The organism is Collinsella tanakaei, from assembly GCF_016902615.1.
In the GTDB taxonomy this organism is placed as follows: Bacteria; Actinomycetota; Coriobacteriia; order Coriobacteriales; family Coriobacteriaceae; genus Collinsella; species Collinsella tanakaei_A.
The window spans coordinates 61124-76432 of record NZ_JACJMB010000001.1; the positions used below are offsets into that span (position 1 = coordinate 61124).

The 15309-nt window shown below is 68.8% G+C and carries 10 protein-coding genes; 3 read left to right on the forward strand and 7 right to left on the reverse strand.

The features are described from left to right. Positions 1-42: 42 nt before the first annotated feature. The 4 genes from H6A21_RS00290 to H6A21_RS00305 all read right to left on the reverse strand — a co-directional run bounded on the left by H6A21_RS00290 (position 43) and on the right by H6A21_RS00305 (position 8535). Positions 43-3741, reverse strand: a complete 3699-nt coding sequence (locus H6A21_RS00290) for a UvrD-helicase domain-containing protein (RefSeq protein WP_204559598.1) — start codon at positions 3739-3741, stop codon at positions 43-45. 5 nt (positions 3742-3746) lie between these two features. Next, positions 3747-6737, reverse strand: coding sequence for a PD-(D/E)XK nuclease family protein (locus H6A21_RS00295; RefSeq protein WP_204559599.1), 2991 nt, complete (start codon positions 6735-6737; stop codon positions 3747-3749). A gap of 217 nt (positions 6738-6954) precedes the next feature. Next, positions 6955-7266 carry a YerC/YecD family TrpR-related protein gene (locus H6A21_RS00300; RefSeq protein ID WP_204559600.1) on the reverse strand — a complete coding sequence of 104 codons (312 nt, stop codon included), beginning with the start codon at positions 7264-7266 and terminating at the stop codon, positions 6955-6957. A gap of 204 nt (positions 7267-7470) precedes the next feature. Next, positions 7471-8535: an FAD:protein FMN transferase gene (locus H6A21_RS00305; protein WP_204559601.1), complete on the reverse strand. Its 1065-nt coding sequence runs from the start codon at positions 8533-8535 to the stop codon at positions 7471-7473. A gap of 141 nt (positions 8536-8676) precedes the next feature. On the opposite strand from H6A21_RS00305, the gene H6A21_RS00310 reads away from it, so the two are divergent. Continuing rightward, on the forward strand, positions 8677-9048 hold the full coding sequence (locus H6A21_RS00310; protein ID WP_204559602.1) for a phage holin family protein: 372 nt from the start codon (positions 8677-8679) through the stop codon (positions 9046-9048). Positions 9049-9155: 107 nt separating this feature from the next. On the opposite strand, the gene H6A21_RS00315 is transcribed toward H6A21_RS00310, so the two are convergent. Next, complete coding sequence (locus tag H6A21_RS00315; protein WP_204559603.1) at positions 9156-9578, reverse strand: RrF2 family transcriptional regulator; 423 nt, start codon at positions 9576-9578, stop codon at positions 9156-9158. Between the two features lie 317 nt (positions 9579-9895). On the opposite strand from H6A21_RS00315, the gene cysK reads away from it, so the two are divergent. Both cysK and mnmA read left to right on the forward strand, forming a co-directional pair. Then, positions 9896-10831 (forward strand): cysteine synthase A, encoded by a 936-nt coding sequence (cysK, locus tag H6A21_RS00320; RefSeq protein ID WP_204559604.1) that lies wholly within the window; start codon positions 9896-9898, stop codon positions 10829-10831. Between the two features lie 139 nt (positions 10832-10970). After that, positions 10971-12116 carry a tRNA 2-thiouridine(34) synthase MnmA gene (gene mnmA, locus H6A21_RS00325; protein WP_204559605.1) on the forward strand — a complete coding sequence of 382 codons (1146 nt, stop codon included), beginning with the start codon at positions 10971-10973 and terminating at the stop codon, positions 12114-12116. A 150-nt stretch (positions 12117-12266) separates the two neighbouring features. Here the strand turns inward: mnmA and fucO are convergent, their stop codons facing one another. Together fucO and H6A21_RS00335 are read right to left on the reverse strand one after the other, a co-directional pair. Next, a complete protein-coding gene (fucO, locus tag H6A21_RS00330; RefSeq protein WP_204559606.1) occupies positions 12267-13427 on the reverse strand; it encodes a lactaldehyde reductase in 1161 nt (386 codons plus the stop codon). Between the two features lie 400 nt (positions 13428-13827). Beyond that, positions 13828-15231 (reverse strand): threonine/serine ThrE exporter family protein, encoded by a 1404-nt coding sequence (locus H6A21_RS00335; protein WP_239462523.1) that lies wholly within the window; start codon positions 15229-15231, stop codon positions 13828-13830. Positions 15232-15309 lie beyond the last annotated feature (78 nt).

A 15309-nucleotide genomic window follows, 5' to 3' on the forward strand; every position in this document is an offset into this window, starting at 1 on the left:
CCACAGAACCCCACAGCCGCCGGGTGTCCTCATCGGGGACGGTCAGAGCTCGTAGGCGACGACCTGGGGCTCGCGCGGGTCAGCGGGATCCGAGATCTCGACGCGGACGAACCGCAGCGACACGTGGGCGTAACCGGCGCGGTGCAGCGCGTCGGCGTATACGCGCGCCTGCAGAGCATGCTTCGCCTCGAGCTCGGCGGGCGTCTCCGCGGGGCTGCCGCCCGTCTTGTAATCGATCACGAGCGCCTCGCCGGGTCGCGCCGGGTCGGTCGCGAGCGCGTCGATCGCGCCCTCGACGTACGCCCCCTCGCGCGCGCGAATATCCGCATCATCGGCCGCAGGCGCGAAAAACGGCACCTCGGCACGCACAACGGGCCACGCCGTGAGCTCGGCGCGCACCGATGAGGCCTCCCAGCGCGCAAGCGCCGCCTCCAAGCGCTCGCGCTGCACAGACGTCGTGCCCCACAGGCGACACAGCGCATCCACGCGCTCGGCCGGCACGCGGTCGGCCCCGGTCTCGATGAGCCACTGCGCCGCCGCATGGAACGCCGAGCCGAGCGCCGTCGGATCGCCCGCACCGCCCTGTGAGGACGCGTCGCACCCCGCCGATGCCGCCCCCTCGGGCGCGCAAGCGACGTCCTCGCCGGGACCCGTCGCGTCCTCGCGTGCCGCTAGGACCTCGAGCACCGCCCGCACAACCGGTGCGGACTCGGTAGCGGAGCCTCCTTCGAGCTCAACGGGCCCAAGATCTGCCGCCGCCCCCTCCGCCGCATCGGCGCCATCGGCGACGCCGCGCGCACCGCGGTCCTCGGGGTCTGTATGGCGCTCGGCGGAAAGCGACGTGTAGCTGTACGAAATGCGCTGGGGCGCACTCTGCATCACGATGCGGTACGGCACGTCCGCAGGGTAGACGAGCGTGAACGTATCGGGCTGCGGCGCATCGCCATCCGTCGGCGCATCTTCGGCGCAGACGTCCTGCCCGCCCGCATCGACCAGCGCCGCCTCCCCCGCATTCGCGGTGTACGACGCGCCCGCATACATGAAGTCGCGCAAGGCGATGAGCTCGAAACCGCCCGGTCGCGCGTTGTCGAACACGAGCCGGTCCACATCGAGGCACGCGCCGTCGTCGGGCAGGATGCGCGCGAGCACCGCCTCGGTCAGGTCGTGCTCCGTGTCGAACTTGAGCTCGGGCACGCGTCCGGTTCCCACGCGGCCATCCATCGCAAGAATCAGCAGTTCGCGTGCGCGCGTCATCGCAACGTACAGCAGGCGTGCGCGCTCCTCGAGCTCGCGGCACTCGCCCTCCAGGCGCATGGACACGAAGGCCTCCGCCGCCGAGCCCGTGGCGCACACGTCGTCGAACGCCTCGGGGGAAAGCCACTCCCCGTAGAGCTTGCGGAAGCGCTTCTCCACGTCCGCCTCGGAGACCTCGGTGCCGTCGGCAAGCACCGTGCCCGCGAAGCGCGCGGGCATGACGGCGGCCTCCACCGAGCCGGCATGCCGGCGCGTCTGCATGCGGTCGCTGTTGCGCTTGATGGTGAAGCATTCGGCGACGGCGACCACGGGGAACTCCAAGCCCTTCGAGGCGTGCACCGTCATGATGCGGACGGCGCCGCCCTCCTCCTCGTTCAGCGCGCCGGGCGCCTGCTTGGCGGCGAGCGCCGCGTCGAACGCGAGCGCGCACGCGCGCGGCGAGCGGCCCTGCTTCGCCTCGGCCTCGGCAAGGATGTCGAGCGCCTTCAGGACGTTGGCCGCAACGGCGCGCCCCTCGGGGCCGCGGTCGGCCAGGCGCACCAGCCAACCGGACTCCCGCACGGCATCGCGCGCGATATCGGCCACGGCGTCGCGCCCCACGCGCGCGATCGCCCGGCGCAGCACCGCCCGGGCGCGCGCGAGCAGCGGCAGACCCTGCATGCCCGGAGCGTCGTCATCGCTCATGATGCCGGCGTCCGCGTTGCGCCGGCGCGTCTCCCCCGTTTCCGGATCGAAGGCGGTCGAGAGCGCCAGGAACTCCTCGGCACCGAGGGCGAACATGGGAGAGGCGAGCAGCGGTACGAGGCCCTGGGCGGTATCCTGCGGGTTGGCGAGCGTGCAGACGAGCGCGCGCACGCTCGCCACCTCGGGCGTCGAGGAGAACACCGATCCGCCCGAGATGACGCAATCGAGCCCCTCGGCGCGCATCGCCTCGGCATAGATGCCCGAAAACGTCATCGCACCGAGCAGCAGCACCATGTCGCCCACGGGCTGGCCGGCGTCGGCAAGACTGCGGAAGCGCCGGGCGATGGCAGCCGCCTTCGCCCGGGCGCGCTCCTCGGAGGTACCGCCCGCCACGAGCAGCGCCTGGCGCCGCGAGGCTTCGGCGACCAGGGCGTCTTTTCGCCCCTCATGCGGCTCGAGGTCCAGAAAGCCCCGCATGAGGCCGCCGTCCTCGCCGTCGAAGATGCGCGCCACGTAGCTAAGGATCTCCGCATGGCTGCGGAAGTTGCGCACAAGGCGCACGATCGTCCCGTCAAGGGCGCCTTCCTCGCTGGCATCGCCGCTCGCAATCTGCGCCTCCTGGCGGCGGAACACCTCGACCTCCGCACCGCGGAACCGGTAGATGGACTGCTGCGCGTCGCCCACCGTGCACAGGCGCCGGCCGTTGTCGGTGAGGTAGCCGATTAGGTCAACCTGCTGCTGGTCGGTATCTTGGAACTCGTCGATCATGACAAGGTGGAAGCGGTCGGCGTATGCCGCGCGGATCTCGTCGTGGTCGCGCAGCGCCTCGTGAGCCAGACGCAGCAGGTCGTTGTTGTCGAGCACCCCCGCCTCGCGCTTGAGCGCGCGGTACTCCTCCTCGACGGCACGCGCAAGCCCCATCAGGGCATCGAGCACGGGCGCACCCACGGCGAGGTAGGCGTTGATGAAGGTGTCCGCCACGTCGGCGCGCAACAGCGCGATCTGCTCTTTGGGCAACGCCTTGCTCGGACGGGGAATCTCGCAGGACATCATGCAGGCGACGAGGTCATCGACGGTCTTTTCGCTCGCTTCGAAGGCATCGATTGCGGCGAGCGCCTCCCGTCCGATCTCGGCGGCGCGCGGGCTCGCGTCCAGGCAGGCACGATAGGCGTCCGCGAGGCTCGACAGGTTGTCCGCGCCCCGGGCGAGCCTGACCCCGTCCATGCCGTCGGGCAGGCTGCAGGCAAGCTCAAGCAGGCGCCTCACGAGCATCTGGACGCTCGTGCCCGTTTCGCGCCCCGACGGCCCCACCTCGCCGCGCAGGGGGAACCACGACACGAGTGCCGATAGCGCACGGCGCCCCGCGTCCGACCGGTCCTCCTCGGCGCGCGCGACCACATGGTCGACCGCCTGCGAGATCAGCTCGTCGGTATCCTCCAGAATGCCGAACTCCGGATCGAGTCCCAGCTCGAGCGCATGGGCGCGCAGGATGCGCGCGCACATGCCGTGGATGGTCGAGATCCACGCGTCATCGACGCTCAGCGCCTCCTCATCCATCCCCTCGGCGATCAGGGCGCCGCGGACGCGTTCGCGGATCTCGGCCGCAGCGTCCTTGGTGAACGTGATGGCGAGCACCTGGTCCAGATGGTCGATGAAGGGACCGGACTCAGGCGACAGGGCCCACAGGATGCGGCGCGTGAGCGTGAAGGTCTTGCCGGAACCGGCGCCCGCCGACACGAAGAGCGGCCGATCGAGCGTCGTCACGATCTCGCGCTGCTGGGGCATGAGCGAAGAGAGATCCATGTCCTTTATGCGTCCCTTCTCGTGAATCCAAGCGGATGGTTGTGCACGCAGCTCGCGCGGGGGGTCTCGGCCGGAGCCACCTGGCCGCGCGCGAGCTCGTCGAGGCGCTCGGCGATACTCGCCTCCACCCGGTCGAGCAGCTCGTCGAACGTCATCGTGCCGCCCGACTCCGCAGCGGGGAAGCCGTCGCGCAGACCCGGCACGCGACCGTCGCCCGGCTCCTGCTCGGCGAGCTCGGCCGACACCGCCCCGCGCATGGCGACCTTCCCCTTCGTGGAGAAGTACAGGGCGCCGCGCACATCGAGCCCGAGCGTGCGGCGCAACGCCTGCGCGTAGATGAGCGACTGGGTGTGCTCCGGCAACCAGCGCGGGTCGTCTGCCGCGACCTCCCCCGTCTTGGCATTCGGCACCGTGGGGTCCTTCAGGCGGAAGGGGGCTGCGTCGGAGCGATGCTTGTAGTCGATCACCACGGCTCGGCCCTCCGCGTCCACGTCGACGCGGTCGATGCGCCCGCCGAGCGGCCAGCCGGCGTAGGTCGCGCCCAGGCCGTTAAAGGAGTACTCCAGGTAGGCCGGGGCGAACGGGGCGAGGGCAGCTGCCTCGTAGCGCACGACCTTCTCGAGCTGCGGCAGGATGTCGTCCACCTGTCGGCGCTCCGTGGCGGACAGGGGAACGAGCGGCGCGCTGCTCGCGGTCTTGCCCCGCTCGTGCTCGGCGCGGACCTCTTCGAAGACCTGGCGAAGAAGTGCTATCGAGCGCTTCGTGTTCTCCGGCGTCACGCGGGCGAGTCCGAGCTCGATCAGCCGCTCATGGAAACGGTCCATGACGTCATGCACGAAGTTGCCCTTCTCCATGTTGGAGAAGCCCGCGTCGATCGTGTTCGGGCGCACGCGGTAGGACACGAACCAGCACAGCGGGCACTCCGCATACGCCTCGATCTGCGAGGCGGAAAGCTGGCGCGGCACGAGCTCGCCCGCCTCGCTCAGTTGGCGCGGCACGATATAGGCGCTCGCCGCCTCGCTCAGGACCTCGGGAGAAAGACACGCCACGCGCTCGCGGCGCGCCGCCCCCGCGGGCGCCGCCGGATCGAAATCGCACTCGATGTCCCCCTCTCCCACCTGACGGGGCTCGACGGTATCTGCGCCCGCCGCGGCGATGAGCTCGGTCCAGATCGCAGCCGGGTAGCGGTCCTTCGCCTGCCGGTCGTGCGTCACGCGGGCGAGCGTCGCGACGGCAGGCGCCGCGAGCGCACGGGCGACCTGGTCGCGCAGGCGCGCCACGGGCTCGAGCTCGCAGGGTGCTTCGCCCAGGGCCCCCGCCAGCGCGCTCACCGGCCCCTCCTCGTGGGAGAGCGGATATCCGGACACGTCGACGTCGGCCATAAGCAGCGCGTCGATATCCCCCGGCTCGAGCAGCGCCGCGTCGGCGAGCGTCATGAACGTCGCGACCGAGCCCGCGGCCTCCGGTGCCGCCGTGCGGCAGCGCACCGTGACGGCGAGCCCCTCGAGCACCGAGACCGCCACCGCCTGGCTCACGTCCAGACGGCGCGCCTCCTCCATCAGCACCTCGATCGCGCGCTCAGCGACCATGCGCTCGGCCGTCTGGCGCGCTGCCCCGTCGACCGAGCCGAACGCCGAAGCGGGCAGCGCCACCACGGCAGACAGCATGGCCTTCAGCGCCGAGACCGGACGCTGCTGCATGAGCAGCTGCATGACATCGCTGCACACGACGGGAACGCCTGCCATCACCGAGTCTGCCGGCAGCTTGCGGCGCGCCGCGGCCGCACGGCTCTGCACGCTTTGCAGCTCGCGCAGCACGCCCTCGACGCCGAGCGCGCGGCTGGAGCGGACCTTCTTGTCGAACGCGCGGGCGTACCCCGCGTCGGCCCCGGAAATGGGCGCGTAGAGCCAATCGGTCAGCTCGGGCGCGGGCCACCACTCCGTCGCACCGAGGGCACCGTCGAGCGCAGCGCCCAGGCGGCGCGCGAGGTCGGACAGCGCCAAGAAGTGCCGGCCGACCAGGGTGTCCTCGAAGCGGACGGTGCGGGTCGCCCGCGCCTCGACGCCCCGCGCGACAAGATAGGGCGCCATCTGCTCGAAGAGCTCCGCCGGGCGCGGGGCGGCAACCACCGCCCTCGCGGGCGCATCTGCGCGCGATGGTGCAGGCGCGCACCCTAACAGGCGCACGAGCTCATCCGCATAGGCGCGCGAGCGCGCATGCGGGCCGCTGACCTCGAGAAACTCTGGGGTATCCGGAGAGGTTGCATCGACGCCCCCGGAAAGGGCGTCGCGGGCGACCTCGCACCCGAGCGCCGAAAACGCGCCCTCGAGCGTCTCGGCGAGGGCGCCCTGCGCGCCGCGCAGCAGCACCGAGACCTCCCCTGAGCGCGCGACGGCCGCCAGCAGGTGCACCAGGTAGCGGGGCAGCACGGACACGTCCCGCACGATCGCGCAGCGCGCGCATGCGGGACTCGTGTGCTCGACGGCATCGGCGACGGCTCCCGCCGCGTCGCTCGCCTCGATCAGCCCGCGCGCCGCAAGCGCGCTTGCGTAGGCGTCCAACAGCGAAGACACCTTTGCCCACGAGGGGCCCTCGGGCATGGTCGCGCTTGCGCTCGTCGCCGCGCGAAGCGCATCGCGCGCCATGCGCGACAGCATGCGGACCGTGCCGGGATTCGCCCGCAGGGGCGCCAGCTTCTGCTCGTCCACCGCAGCGACGACATCGGCCATGATGAGCTGCCGCTCGAGTGCGGTGCAGATGCGCCTGCCGTCACCGAAGAGCTGCGCGAGCCCCTCGACCCACGCGGCGGGCGTCACCACCTCCACCCCCATCAGGCATCCCGCATCGGCCAGCGCGCGGCGGCAGGCGTCACGCTCGGCTCGATTCGGCACGATAAGCGCCACACGGCCGAAGCGCGCGACGCCCCGCGCGATGAGCGCGACCTCTCCTGCCGAGAGCCCGGCGCCCGCTGTGGTGTTCACGATCTTGAGCGACATGTTCGCACTCGCCTTCCAACCCGTATCGGACGCCTACCATCCTACCTGCCCGCGCGGACAAAACTTCCGCGGGCGGCCGCGAACCCGGAACTCCCCATCGCGAGAGGAGGCCGCGCGCAGCCCCCGCACAGCAAAGGACTCGCACGACGTGCGAGTCCCATCGTCTCCCCGGGCGCGCCGGGTCCCGCCGGCTCGTCTCGTCTATGAGGGCGCAGCCTTATGCTCGACTGCGCTCCTGATCCTCGATCTTGATGAGGATGCGGCGGTATCCGCCGTGCTCGCCGTTCAGCGCCTTGGACACGCGGCTCACCGTCGTGGACGAGGCGCCGGTGCGGGCCTGCACCTCCACATACGGCTCCCCCTCATCGAGGTAGCGGGCCACCTGGAGGCGCTGGGCGAAGTCGCAGATCTCACGCGGGGTGCACAGGTCGGTCAGGAAGGCGCGGACGTCGTCTTCGTTTTCCAATAGCAGAAAAGAGCGAACGAGCTGATCGACGTCGCCGCGTTCGTACATCTTCTCGATATTCATGAGGCACCACCGTAATTGCTCAATTTGCGAAACATTGATACTCGGGCAACAGGCCAATCCGGACAATTTATACACGCACCGCCAGACCTGAAAGCCGGGTGCAGTGTATCACACCATCACGCTAAAGTGCGGCGGCTCCCCTCAGCGGTGCGCATCTTGTGAACGCGCGGGCGGATGCACCCGCCCGCGCGCCGCGCTCATCCCCTACCAGCGAGGCAGCGTCGGCACGAGCGAGAGCCTATCCTCCAGACCGCTCGTCCACAGCACCTCGTCGTCGCGGTCGATGATCACCGCCTCGACCCCGGGGATGCCCTCGACGAAATCGATGCCCCGGCGCGCGCCCATCATGAGCACCGTCGTAGAGCACCCATCGCAATCGAGCGAACGCGGCGCCACGATCGTGGCGGACGCAGCGTCGGTCTCAGCGGGCAGCCCGGTCGCGGGGTCGAGGATGTGATGGTACGTCACGCCGCCGCGCGTGAAGCTCCGCTCGGAGACGCCGCTCGTGACCACCGACCCGTCGGCAAGCGCCACGATGGCACGGCTGTGCGCGTCGTCGCGCGGGTTCACGATGCCGATGTTCCACGGCATGCCCGCATGCGGCCTGCCGTGCGACGGGTCGGCTGTGCGCCCGCCGCGCACGAGCACGTTGCCGCCCAGGTTCAGCGCGAAGCGGGACACCTGGCGACCCTCCAGCAGACAGGCGATATCGTCGGCGATATAGCCCTTCGCCACCCCGCCGAGGTCGAGGATCGCGTCGGGGTCGAGGATGGAGAGGGTCGGGCATCCGTCCGTATCGGCCCCCACCTGCACGCGCCGATAGTCGACATGCGGCAGGGCGCGAGAGAGCGCAAGCGAGCCCGGCACGACACCGTGATGGAAATCCCACAGGCTCGTCACCGTCCCCATGGTGATGTCGAACAGGCCCCCGCTCGCCGCGCAGTAGCCCTTGGCGAGCGTCACGAGCTCGGCCGTGCGCGGATCGACCCGCACCGGGTCGGGAGCGGCGGCATGGGCACGCGAGATATCGGAATCGGGACGCGTGCGCGAGAAGGCGTGCTCGAACTCCAGGCAGCGCAGACGCGCCGCATCGAGCGCGCGGTCGAGACGCTCGATGACCACAGGGTCTGCCGCCTGCTCGCCATCGTCCGGATAGACGTGCATGTGCACGTCGGTGTTGAAGATGAAAAACGAGATGACGCGCGAGCCATCGACGCCGGCGCACGGAATCGCGGTGTGCGGATCGCCATACGTATAATTCTGCTGCACCGAACGTCCCCTTCTGTGAAAGAATCATTCTGAGAGAAACGCTGGGGATGCCCCTTTCCAGCGTTTCCAGCATCATAGCGCGCACGCGCTGCGGGCGCGCCCTGGCACATACGGTGTCACGAAGCGAAAGGGTTTTCCGCCATGAAGTTCATTCTCAACTGGCTGCTCACATCCATCTCGATCTCCATCGCAGCCTTCCTCATCCCCGGCATCGAGCCCTACGGCCCGGCAGAGCCCTGGGTGTGCTTCGCGCTCGCGGGGCTGTTCCTCGGTCTGGTCGACTCGCTCGTCAAGCCGCTGTTGACCCTCATCTCGCTGCCGGTGACCTGCCTCACCCTCGGCATCTTCCAGCTCGTCATCAACGGGTTCATGCTCACCCTCGCGAGCTCGCTTTCGGTGAACCTGCTCGGCGCGGGCATCGCCATCTCCGGGTTCGGCCCCGCGATTCTGGGAGCCATCATCGTGAGTATCGTGAGCGCGCTTCTGGGTTCGGTCCTGGGCGCCGACAACTAGAGAAACGCCGGTCAGGGCATTCCTCGCTCGCCATCACGTGAAAAAGCGCCAGGCTGCAGATGCTTGGCGCTTTTCTGTGGCGGGTCACGCCATCCGTTACGCTCGCCCTACTCGGGCAGGCCGCGCGGTCCGGCCACCAAATCGGCCACCGTCACGCTATCGAGGTAGGTCGAGATCATCTCGTCCAGCTTGGCCCACACGCCGATGGTCGCGCACTCCTGCACCCGGTCGCACCCGTGGCGGCCGCCCTCCAGACACGACACCGGCGCCAGGCTCCCCTCGGTGAGCCGCAGAATCTCGCCGACCGTGTACTCCTCGGCAGGACGCGTCAGCCGATAGCCACCGCCCTTGCCGCGCATGCCGGACAGCATCTTGTTCTTCACTAACGTGGAGAGGATGTTCTCGAGGTACTTTTCAGACACGCCCTGACGCTCCGCGATCTCCTTCAGCGGGATGCGGCTGTCGGCTTGATGCTCAGCAAGATCGACCATGACGCGAAGCGCGTAGCGCCCCTTTGTAGAAACCAGCATGGCCAACTCCCCCTCTCTGAACGTCCACGGCATCAGCATACCAAATTCAATCTGAGCGGTGCGCATGAGTCGCGTTCTTTTAGAGAGGGTCGGTATTTTGGCCGTGCAGGGCACGCACCAGCCGTATCGGACGGTACCGATCATCGGACCGACACCCTGCTTGCGCAACCACGTGCGACATTGCGGAATGCCGACGACGCACCGGGTGCATGGAGCGCTGTTAAATCGGGTAGGTATGCGAGCACGCACCGCAAGCTCTCCCTACAATGAAGTGACAACACGCCGCGTCGCGGCCCACGTATACAAGGAGGCGCCCCATGGGACACGTCTTTACATCGGTCGACCAGCTGATCGGCCACACCCCCCTGCTCGAGCTGACCGCCCTTGAGTCCGAGCTATCGCTTGGCGCCCGCGTGCTCGCGAAACTCGAGCTGTTCAACCCCGCGGGCTCGGTAAAGGACCGCGTCGCGCGCCAGATGCTCGACGACGCCGAGGCCGCCGGAAAGATCGCCCGCCACAGCGGCTGCACCATCATCGAGCCCACGAGCGGCAACACCGGTGTGGGCCTCGCCGCGCTCTCCGCCGCGCGCGGCTACCGCCTCATCATCACCATGCCCGATTCCATGAGCCCCGAGCGCCGCAAGCTCATGGAGGGATACGGCGCCGAGGTCGTGCTCACGCCGGGGGCGCGCGGCATGGCGGGCGCCATCGAGCGCGCCGAGGCGATCGCAGCCGAGATTCCCGGCAGCTTCATCGCGGGCCAGTTCACCAACCCTTCGAACCCCGCCGCGCACGAGGCCACCACGGGGCCCGAGATCTGGGGGGATACCGACGGCGCCGTCGACATCTTCGTGGCGGGCGCCGGCACGGGCGGCACCGTGACGGGCGTCGGGCGCTATCTCAAGCGCCAAAAGCCCGCCGTCGAGGTCGTGGCCGTCGAACCGGCGGGCTCCCCGGTCCTTTCCGAGGGGCACGCCGGCGCGCACGGCATACAGGGCATCGGCGCCGGCTTCGTGCCGGAAGTGCTCGACACGTCCGTCTACGACCGCGTCATCACGATGACCGACGAGCGCGCCCTTGCCTGCGCGCGCAAGCTCGCCCGTACCGAGGGCGTGCTCGTGGGCATCTCCTCGGGCGCCGCACTCGCCGCCGCGCTCGAGCTCGCCGCCGAAGAGGACAACGCCGGCAAGACCATCGTCTGCCTGCTGCCGGATACCGGCGAGCGCTACCTGTCGTGCGCCCTGTTCGATTGACGAGGCGAAGCGGCAGCCGCCCTCGCCAAGCGCATGCGGCGCAGGCGGCTGCCGCGCACCGGATACGCATCCATGGCGCAGCGGTATGAGAGCACCGAGGGCGCCCGTCGCCGCACGCTTACAAACAGAAGGGAAACCGATGCCCCACAACCGTCGCGTCCTGGTCGCCATGAGCGGCGGCGTCGATTCGAGCGTGACCGCCTACCTGCTCAAGCAGCAGGGCTACGAGTGCGTCGGCGCGACCATGCTGCTGCACGACGGTGCCGTCTCGACCGAGGGTGCCTGCGGATCGTCGCGCGATGCCGACGACGCGGCGTCCGTCGCCCACGAGCTCGGATTTCCCCATCACGTGCTCGACATGCGCGCGACGTTCGAGCGCCGGGTCGTCGACAAGTTCGTGCGCACCTACGAGGACGGGCGCACGCCCAACCCCTGCATCGACTGCAACCGCTACCTCAAGTTCGGCGCCCTGCTCGATTACGCCCGCGAACTGGGGTGCGACTACGTGGCGACCGGCCACTACGCCCGCGTTGCGCGCCGAAAGGCTCCCGATGGCACCCTTGGCGCCTGGACACTCTCCCAAGGCGCGGACCGCGCGAAGGACCAGAGCTACGTGCTCTACTCCCTCACCCAGGAGCGCCTGGCGCATGTGCTGCTCCCCTTGGGCGGCCTTGTCAAAGACCGCGATGTCCGGCGCATCGCCGCCGAACAGGGCTTCGTCTCCGCGAACAAGCCGGACAGCCAGGGCATCTGCTTCGTGCCGCGAAACGACTTCGCCACCTATATCGAGCGCAGGCGGCACGAGGCGCTGCCCGCAGGCGACATCCTGAACACGGCGGGCGAGGTCATCGGACGCCACGCCGGGGCGCTGCGCTACACCATCGGCCAGCGACGCGGTCTGGGCGTCGCCGCCGCGCACCCCCTCTACGTCTGCGGCATCGACGTGCACGCGAACACGGTCACGCTCGGCGACGAGCGCGACCTCATGGCGGATACCCTTATCGCCCGGGACTGGATCTGGAGCGCGCCGGCAGACGCCATGGACACCCAGCTCGCAGACGCCGCCGATGCCGGTGTGCCCGTGGCAGCTAAGATCCGCTACCACCAGCCCGACCAGCCGGCACGCGCCCGCCTCGTCGACGCTTCGCGCGGCGCCGCCGGCGACGTGCGCATCGACTTCGAAGTCCCCCAACGCGGCATCGCGCCCGGGCAGGCCGTCGTCATCTACGACGGCGGGGTCGTGCTCGGCGGCGGCACCGTCGTGAGCGCGGGCGCGTCCGCGTAGAAGCCGCCGACCATACGCGCGGCACACAGGCGGCGCACATCCACGAACATCTCCAGCGCATAAGCGTCCCCAATACGAAAAAAGCGGCCGGCCCGTCTTGAGGAGGGGCCGGCCGCCTGTTCGGAAGACCGATGCATGCGCAAGCGCAGACTACTTCATGATCTTGCGGAAGAGCTCCACGACGGTGGCGTGGTCGGCGTCGCGCGGGTTGCCCGGGTAGCAGGCGTCGGCGAGCGCGTCGTCGGCAATCTGGTCGAGGTCGTCCGCGGTGATGGCGTCACAGGTCTTGGGGATATTCACGTCCTCGGAGAGCTGGCGCACAGCGGCGATGGCGGCGTCAGCGGCCTCGTCGGTCGACATGCCGGTCGTGTCGACACCCATAGCGACGGCCACGTCCGCCAGGCGCTCGGCGACGACGGGCTTGTTGAACTCCATGGCGATCGGCAGCAGCATGGCGCAGGCAACGCCGTGCGGGGTGTCGTAGTGCGCGGACAGGGTGTGCGCCATGGCGTGGTCGATGCCCAGACCGACGTTGGAGAAGCCCATGCCGGCGATGTACTGGGCAAGCGCCATGCCCTCGCGGCCGCTGCCTGGCTCGCCGCTCTTGGCCTCGGCCACGGCGTCGCGCAGGTTCTTCGAGATGAGCTCGATCGCCTTCAGATGGAACATGTCGGTGAGCTCCCAGGCGCCGCGGGTGGTGTAGCCCTCGATGGCGTGGGTCAGCGCGTCCATACCGGTGGAGGCGGTCAGGCCGGCGGGCATGGTGGCCATCATGTCGGGATCGACGACGGCGACCTCGGGGGCGTCGTTGGTGTCGACGCACACGAACTTGCGGACCTTCTCCACGTCGGTGATGACGTAGTTGATGGTGACCTCGGCCGCGGTGCCGGCGGTGGTGGGCACAGCGATGGTGAACACGGCGTGGTTCTTGGTGGGCGCGACACCCTCGAGCGAGCGCACGTCAGCGAACTCGGGGTTGTTGATGATGATGCCGATGGCCTTCGCGGTATCCATGGCGGAGCCGCCACCGATAGTCACGATGCAGTCGGCCTCAGCGGCCTTGAAGGCCTCGACGCCGTCCTGGACGTTCTTGATGGTGGGGTTGGGTTTGATCTCGGAGTACAGGCTCCACGCGATGTTCGCCTCGTCGAGCAGGTCGGTGACCTTGGCGGCGACGCCGAACTTCACGAGGTCGGGGTCGGTGCAGACGAAGACCTTCTTGAAACCGCGGCGCTCAATCTCGCCCGGGATCTCCTTGATGGCGCCGGCGCCATGATAGGAGATGGTGTTCAAAACGATGCGGTTAGCCATGTATGCCTCCTTGATACCTGCGGGCAGGACCTGTCCGCATATTGCGCGCCCACCGGCACGAAACCGTTGGACGCATCTATGCAAAAGACAGTGTACGACCAACCCCTCAGGGCAAAAACGAAAACTGTTGCCGGTGTATTTCAATCCTGCGAAAAGAGTTTTCGCAATCCGCGAGCGGCATGTTTTCGCCGCCGAGCGGCAATGGAGCGAGACGCCGTCCGCATGCCGGAAACGCTGCCGCCGACACCGTTTCGCCAGCGATAAAACGAATTAGCGCACGGGAAGTCCCCCGGGAGGCGAAGGTTCGAGCGGGCCGCGCCGCCGGGCTCCCCGCGACGCGGCCCGTCCCCGCCCCCGTCCGGCAGTAAGGCGTGCGGTGCCGCTAGATTCCAGGCAGCCCTTATGAGCAGTAGCGCCACTCCGGGTCGGTGATGGCGCGCGCGAGCGCGAGGCCCATCGGCAAAAACAGGATGATCATCACCGCGCGCATGATCCACTCCATCGCGTCGAGCACCTCGAACATGCCCATGTAGTACACGGCTCGGTACATATACAGGCCGGGCACCATGATCACGATGGAGGGCACGGTGATGGAGATGCGCGGGAACGTCGTCCTCGTGCCCGCAGCCGAGGCGAGCAGGCCGGCCACCAGCGCACCGGCGAACGCTGCCGCCTCGGGCGGCATCGCGGCGAAGTCCACGAGCGACAGGCGCAATGTGTTCGCGATGGCGCCCACCGCACCCGCGGTCGCGGCCATCCGCATCGGCGAGTTGAACATCATCGAGAAACCGAACACGCCCACGAAACTCGCCAGCAGGCGCAAGAAGAACAGCACGGGTGCGGTGAGGCCCTGGTCGGCGAACTCATCGGGATGCAGCTCCACCGTCATGGCGACGAGCCAGGCCACGAGCGCCGCCACGATGATGACGGCGACGGCATACGAGAGCCGCTCGATACCGGAGCGGAAATCGAGCTTGGCGATGTCCAGCCCGCTCGTGATGAGCGGGAAGCCCGGGATGACGAAGAGCATGGCGCCGATGTAGCCCGCCTCGTGCTCGAGCGCACCGGGCACCGCGAGAGAGAGCACCGACAGGCACCCGAGGTAGACCAGGCACGCCACGGCGACCGCGATACCGATGGACACGAAATGCGTGAGACGGCAGTCGAGCAGGATCCGGCGCACGTAGTTGCCCAGGCCCGCACCCACGAAGGCGCAGCCCATCTCGATGGGGCCGCCGCCCAAAAGGAACACGAAGGCGCAGCATGCGGCGGCGGACGCCAGCCCCACCTTCCAGGGCGCGTACCGGCCGGGCTTGCGCTCGATGGCATCCATCCGGTCGTGGAACTCGGCGACCGTCCAGGTGTGGCCGTCCGCCTGCGCCTCGCGCACGAACTGCTCCATGAGCCAGATGCGCTCGGTGTTGACGCCGGTCGTCGGCAGCGACAGGACCTCCGAGAAGCTCCGATGCCCATCGATGCAGGTGCACTCGATCGTCGTCAGGCTCACCGCGACGGAGATGGTCACGCCCAGCACCTCGGCGATCTTGTTCATGCAGTCGCGCACGCGCCAGCTTCCCGTCCCGCCCGCGAGTTTCAGCAGGCCGGCACGGCAGATGATGGAGCTCTTGTCATCGATATCCGCGTCGACGGCGAGCATGTCGTCGCAGTCGATCACCTCGTGCCAGGGCACCGCCATATGGTTGTGGTGCCTCACGCGCGTGCGATGGGGATGCGACAGGTGCGCCTGCGCCTGCTCGAGCGCCTCGCGAATGCCCGCGGTGCCCCGGTTCTGCTCGTGGTCCATAGGGGGTCCTTCGATACAAATCGGCATATCGTATCGCATGATACCGTGCCAATTCAGTCCGGCGGACCGCCGCGTGGC